This is a genomic window from Sedimentitalea sp. XS_ASV28, from assembly GCF_041224545.1.
Classification (GTDB): Bacteria; Pseudomonadota; Alphaproteobacteria; order Rhodobacterales; family Rhodobacteraceae; genus Sedimentitalea.
Genome location: NZ_JBGFGP010000043.1, coordinates 1 through 5,278, shown reverse-complemented (window position 1 = coordinate 5,278; position 5,278 = coordinate 1). Strand labels below are relative to the sequence as shown.

4 protein-coding genes are annotated in these 5,278 nt (G+C 63.8%); all 4 read right to left on the bottom strand.

What is annotated here, in order from left to right:
- Nucleotides 1-1,316 (bottom strand): type IV secretory system conjugative DNA transfer family protein (locus AB9K34_RS00980; RefSeq protein ID WP_369952610.1); only part of this gene is annotated, 1,316 nt, incomplete at its 3' end.
- 16 nt (nt 1,317-1,332) lie between these two features.
- Entirely contained in the window at nt 1,333-3,270 is a 1,938-nt protein-coding gene (locus AB9K34_RS00975) for a relaxase/mobilization nuclease domain-containing protein (RefSeq protein ID WP_369952609.1), read from the bottom strand.
- Entirely contained in the window at nt 3,263-3,883 is a 621-nt protein-coding gene (locus tag AB9K34_RS00970; RefSeq protein WP_369952608.1) for a helix-turn-helix domain-containing protein, read from the bottom strand. The genes AB9K34_RS00975 and AB9K34_RS00970 overlap by 8 nt, the downstream gene beginning before the upstream one ends.
- 414 nt (nt 3,884-4,297) lie before the next feature.
- Nucleotides 4,298-4,474 carry a hypothetical protein gene (locus AB9K34_RS00965; protein ID WP_369952607.1) on the bottom strand — a complete coding sequence of 59 codons (177 nt, stop codon included), beginning with the start codon at nt 4,472-4,474 and terminating at the stop codon, nt 4,298-4,300.
- Nucleotides 4,475-5,278: the final 804 nt, after the last annotated feature.

Below are 5,278 nucleotides of genomic sequence, written 5' to 3'. Positions count from 1 at the left end.
CTTTCGCGGCCCTCGGGCCCGTAAATCCGGTCGAGCGAAGCCAGCGACTGTGCGATCATCGCCACGCGGCCGCCATAGCTGGCCAGCGAGTGGATCGCGCGTTCGAGATAGGGCATCGCCCCCATCTGCTGGAACTCGTCGATCATCATCATGACCGGCCAGGGCTCATCCGGGCCCGGCTCGTTCAGGCGGATCGAGGCGATGAGGTCGGCGAACATCAGGCGCAAGAGAGGCGCCAGCGTCGCGATGTGATCCTCGGAGACGGCGATGTAGAGCGACTGCGGGGTTTTGCGGAAGGTCGAAAAATCGAAATCGCTCGCCTCGGTGGCCGAGCGCACCGCCGGATTGTCCCATTGCTTGAGGCCTGCGGTCATCAGCGCCTGGATGTTCGAGGTCAGGAGCCGCGATGAGGCTGAGGCGGCATTGGTCCAAAGCTCGCGCAGGATCTCTTCCTCGGCCTCGTCTGCATAGGTCTTGTATTGCGCGTTCTTGTATTCGCCCCCGGCGACGATCTTGTTGACCTCACCAAGATTCGGCGTGCCGCGCTGGATCGCCAGCAGGCAGGCCGCGACGAAGATCGACTTGCCCGCCTCGGAGAAGGTGTCGAGCTGTTTATTGTCCTTGTCGAGGAACAGGTCGGCCAGGATCGAGACCTCGGTGAACCGCTGCGCAAAGGTCGGGGCCTTCGCGATCCGCGCAAGCGGGTTGTAGCGATGCGTGGCGTTGGCCCAGTCGAAGGGGCTGAAGCGATAGACCTCGTCTCCGTTCAGCGCCCGGAGCCGCGCGGTCTTCTCGAAGTTCTCACCCTTCACGTCGAGCACCACGACCGAACCCGCGAAGCTCAGAAGGTTCGGGATCACGAAACCCACGCCCTTACCCGCGCGGGTCGGGGCCACCATCATCACATGAGGGATGGTGGTCGAGGAGATGAACTCGGCTTTGGAGGTCGGCGCGCCGAGCTTGCCACAGACGAAACCTTTGCCCGGTGCCTGCAGCATGTCGTTCCTCTTCAGCTCCGCCTTTGTCTGCCAATGGGCCGAGCCGTAATCGTCGCGCTCCTTCTTCCAGGTCCAGGCCAGCGCCAGGGCGCCTAGGCCGATCGCCCCGAAGCCGACGGCGCCGAAGCCAACCTTGAAAGCCTCCGGATGGGCCGCGCGTGTGCCCGCGCTGGCCTTCCAGAGCGCCAGCATGTCGAAGCTCTGAAACCCAGTTTTCAGGGCCAGGGTCAGGTAGAAGGCAGCGACAATGGTGCCAATGACGGCGCCGCAGATCACACCGAAGAGGAGCGCGGCCCAAAGGGGGAGTGTCTTGGTCATGGTTGTCATCTCCCCCTTAGAATTCCATCTCGTCATCGAGACCACGATCCAGTTCTCTGTCACGGCCAAGGTAGCGCCCCATTTCCTGCGACTCTTGCTGGCCGCGCAGCCGCGCCACTTCGGTCGCCTTGTCCTGCTGCAACCCGGCGGCGCGGTCGGTGAAGACCTGATCGCCGGTCTCCTCGAAGGTCATTTCGAGGAATTCCTGCGTGACGGTGATCTGGTCGAGCTTGCTCGGCAGCGCCGCATCCAGAACCTCAAAGTTGCCGCGGCGGAGTTCGGCCATGCCCTCTTCGCCCAGTTCCTTGAAGAGCTCGGATTGCATGGTCCGCTCGACCGCCTCTTCCTGCTCCTCGTTGAGCTTGCCGTCCCGCAGCATGTCGGCGAGGTCCTGCAGGTAGGGATTGGGTGTTCGGTCATCGTCGATGAGCGGCAGCGACGCCTCTTCCTCTTCGGCAAGTGTTTTGCCGATCTCGACACCCAGCTCCTTGGCGCGTTCCATCAGCGCGTCCATCACGCCATCGACCTTTTCCAGCGCGGCATCGAGCTGGTCGTCACTCGCGGTCTCAACGCTCAGACCGTCCTTCGCCAGCACCGCGTTCATGTCGCGCTCGACCCAATCCTGCGCCATGCCGTAGTTCCGCGTACCGCCCGCCGCGATCCGGGCCACCAGCTCTTCGCTGTCCATTCCGGCTTCCTCGGCGCGCTCGAGCACGTCACGCAGCCCCTCGTCATTGCCGGACCGCAGCGCGGCGATGAGCACCTCGCTGCCTGCCCCCGGCGGATAGGGTTCCTCGAGCTGCTTGCCAAACCGCGCCCGTAGCTCCGGGTCTGGCACCATCTGCGAGAGGTCCGCGATGATCGGCGCGGCTTTGGCCTCAAAAGCGGCGCGCTCGGCCGGGTCCAGTTCTTCGGCCTTGAGCCTGAGCGCCTCGATCGTGCGCTCGGAATAGTCGATCGCGTCACCGACGGTTTTGATGTCCATCATGTCTATCTCTCCTTCGGTGAAGTTCCACGGCGTGCCGGAACCGAGCCCGTCCGCCATGCCGCGCATGGCGCGCGCCATGTGGCGCTGGTCCATCCGGTCCAGCAGGTCGGCGAGGGTCTTGTAGTCCTTGGCGAAGCCCACCACCTGCGCCTGCGCGATGGCGGATTCCTGGGCCGTCATGACGATCTCGCGCGGCAGGCGGGCCTCTTCCTTGGCGCGGTAGATCTCCTCGATCCCGGCGGGCTTCTCGAAGATGCCGCGCTCGAGCCGGGTGGTGGCGTCGAGTATGACACCATAGCGTTCGGCGATCTCGGCCTGCTTCTCGCGCATGAGCTGCGGCGACATTACGCCTTCGGCCCAGCAAGAGAACCAGGTGCCGTTTTCGACCCCGCGATTGTTCAGGATGATGTGCGCGTGCTTGTGCGCCCGGTCGTCATGTACCGCGAGGACATAGTCCCACTGATCGCCGTATTCGCCGCTCTCGAAGAAATGCTCCGTCCAGTCCATCGCGATGTCGCGAACCTGATCGACCGTCACGTCGGTCGGGAAGGACAGCAGCATGTGCGAGGTGAACCCGAGCTTGGTCGAGCCACGCCAGGTCCCGGCCCAATCCTCGATGATGTCCTCTTTCTGCCCCTCAGAAAGCACCGCCGCATCGGTCAGCGCGTTGGTCATCGTCGAATAGGTGTAGACGGCCTTGTCGTTGATGTAGGAGAGCTGCGCCCCGAGGGATGCCCGCGTCTTGCAGCCCCCCGCCCGGATCCGTTTGAACACCGCCGCCCGGCTTTGCCCCGAGGCTGCCTTCAGCGCGTTGCGCGCCGACATGGATCCGACCCGCGCGAAACTCCGCCCCTGCCGACGCCCCGCCAGACGCGCGTCGATCCGCGCTGCGGCCTGACCCCGGATGCGCTCATCCTCCCATAGCCGGCCCATGACCGAGGTGTAGAGGACGAGAGGGTCAGCCATTGCGCACCAGCCTCAGCCCACCCTCGATCGTGCGCGGGCTGTCCTCCAGAACATCGTTCTCAGCCCCCTGCCCTTCTTCCCTTTGCGGCCACTCCTGATGACGCAGCACCTGCGCCGCATCCTTCATCCGGCCCATCTCACGGCTCATCGATTGCGCCAGATCAAGGAGTTCGATCAGCACCGCGCGATCCGCCTCCGAGACCTCCAGCCGACCGCGATGGACCGCCTTGGCGAGCACCAATCCGGCGTCGCTCACATCCTTCGCCTGACGCCACGCGGCGCAGAATTCCGAGACCAGATCACGCGGCACGTCGAGGAAACCGCAGCGTCCGCGCAGCACCGCATTGAGCGCCTGCGAACGATTGGCAAAGCCCCGCGCGCGCCACTCCGCATCAAACGCTGCAAGCTCGGACTGGCTCGCCCGGAACGCCACCGTCTCGCTTGGATCGCGCACCGCGATCCCCTCGCCCGCCTCCTCTTTCGCGAGCCGGTTCACATGACGCGGAGAGATGCCAAATGCCGCTGCCAGCTCCTTGGCGCTCTCGCCCGCCGCAAAGCGCCGCGCGACTTCGACGCGTTCTTCAAGCTTCAGGTTTTTCGCTGGCCTCGGCACGGGTCAGACCCCTCGGACAAAATGTGCAAACATTGGCCATATCCTGCCAACGTCTTTCTTCTCCCTTTCGCTTATACCTCAATACATCACATTGCACAATATTACGTTTTGCGTGTCATGTATTTTTGCTGGCAATGAGGTGCACTCAAGGCCGCTGCCGTGCAGCGCGACATGGAACGGGTCCCGCCCTCTTCGATGCAGGACAACCAGATCGAAAAGACTTCCGAAATTTGTGTTCAAGACGCACGCGACGACAGGCAAACCGAACGCCCGAGCCGGTCACGGATCGGGCGTCAGGGACCAGAAGTCGGCTCACGCGGGATTGCTCGGGTCACGCCCTTTGAGGGCGTCACGAAGCTTCTGAGAGACGGCGTTAGACCCCTGCGGATCCGAAGACCCGCAGGGGTGTCTGGGTCAGTGACCCAGTCCCTGATTGCGCAGATCGTCGTAGTGGCTGCGGGCGATCAGAGCCTCGGTCTCGAGGCTGTCGAGTGTCTCGGGATGGGCGTCTTCATCGAAGGCGGCGAGGTAGGCATCGAAGGCCATGTCGGCTTGCAGTTCGGCGAGGTCGATGGATTGTTCGAGTGTCATGGTGTGATCCTTTCCGTTGATCGTCGTTGGACGGATCGTGGAAAAGACCGGGGGCATGAGAGCGGGCTGCACCCGGCACGGGGCGGAATGAAATGGAGCACGCCGGGGGCAGGTTTGTTGTGAGCGATGCCCGGCAGCGCTCAAGGCGCCAGCCGCCCAGAAACCTGTCCCCGGCGTTGCCGCCCGCTCGACCCCGGGCTAGCGATCTGAAAGGCCAACAGGTCGACGGAAAGGCGCGCGGCGGTGACATTGGCGTGAGACGTTGCCCTTGGTTGCATGACGGTGATCTGCAGTTTGCACCCTCGCGGCGCAGGGTGAGTTCGGCGCCCCTGGGCGCCTCGCAAAGACACCCCTGGCGCAGGTTGCTCGACCGACGGAAGGGGTGCGCTTGGCTCGCTAACTGGGCTCCCAGTTTTCCCCTGCTGACTTTCGGCTCACCCTCGGGTTCGCGCGATCCACCCTGTCCCTCAACAGAACGATCAAAGCTGCTTCTGCGATCGATCCAGTCAGACTATCCGCCTCGGTGTCAGCGTCCGAAATATGCCGCGTTCTTCGAACATCGGCTTTTGGGCCCGCCCATCAGGCGCACCCAAGAACGAGAGATAGCCAGACCGCCGAAGCGGTCTGGCCTTTGGCTTACGCGGCGTCTTTCGGCCCCCAGGGGATGACGGCCTGCAGGGACAGATCGTCCTGGTTCGCGGCCTTGCCGAGGTTGGCGTTGAAGCCGTGGTCGCGGATCGTCAGGGTGTAGTAGTCGGCGCCGGTCTCCTTGTTCTGCTTCTTCCAGATGCCACCGCACTCGAC

What these genes read in the sequence shown, in the direction of transcription:
- AB9K34_RS00965 (WP_369952607.1), bottom strand. Translation starts at nt 4,474, where the DNA reads ATGACACTCGAACAATCCATCGACCTCGCCGAACTGCAAGCCGACATG.
- AB9K34_RS00975 (WP_369952609.1), bottom strand. Translation starts at nt 3,270, where the DNA reads ATGGCTGACCCTCTCGTCCTCTACACCTCGGTCATGGGCCGGCTATGG.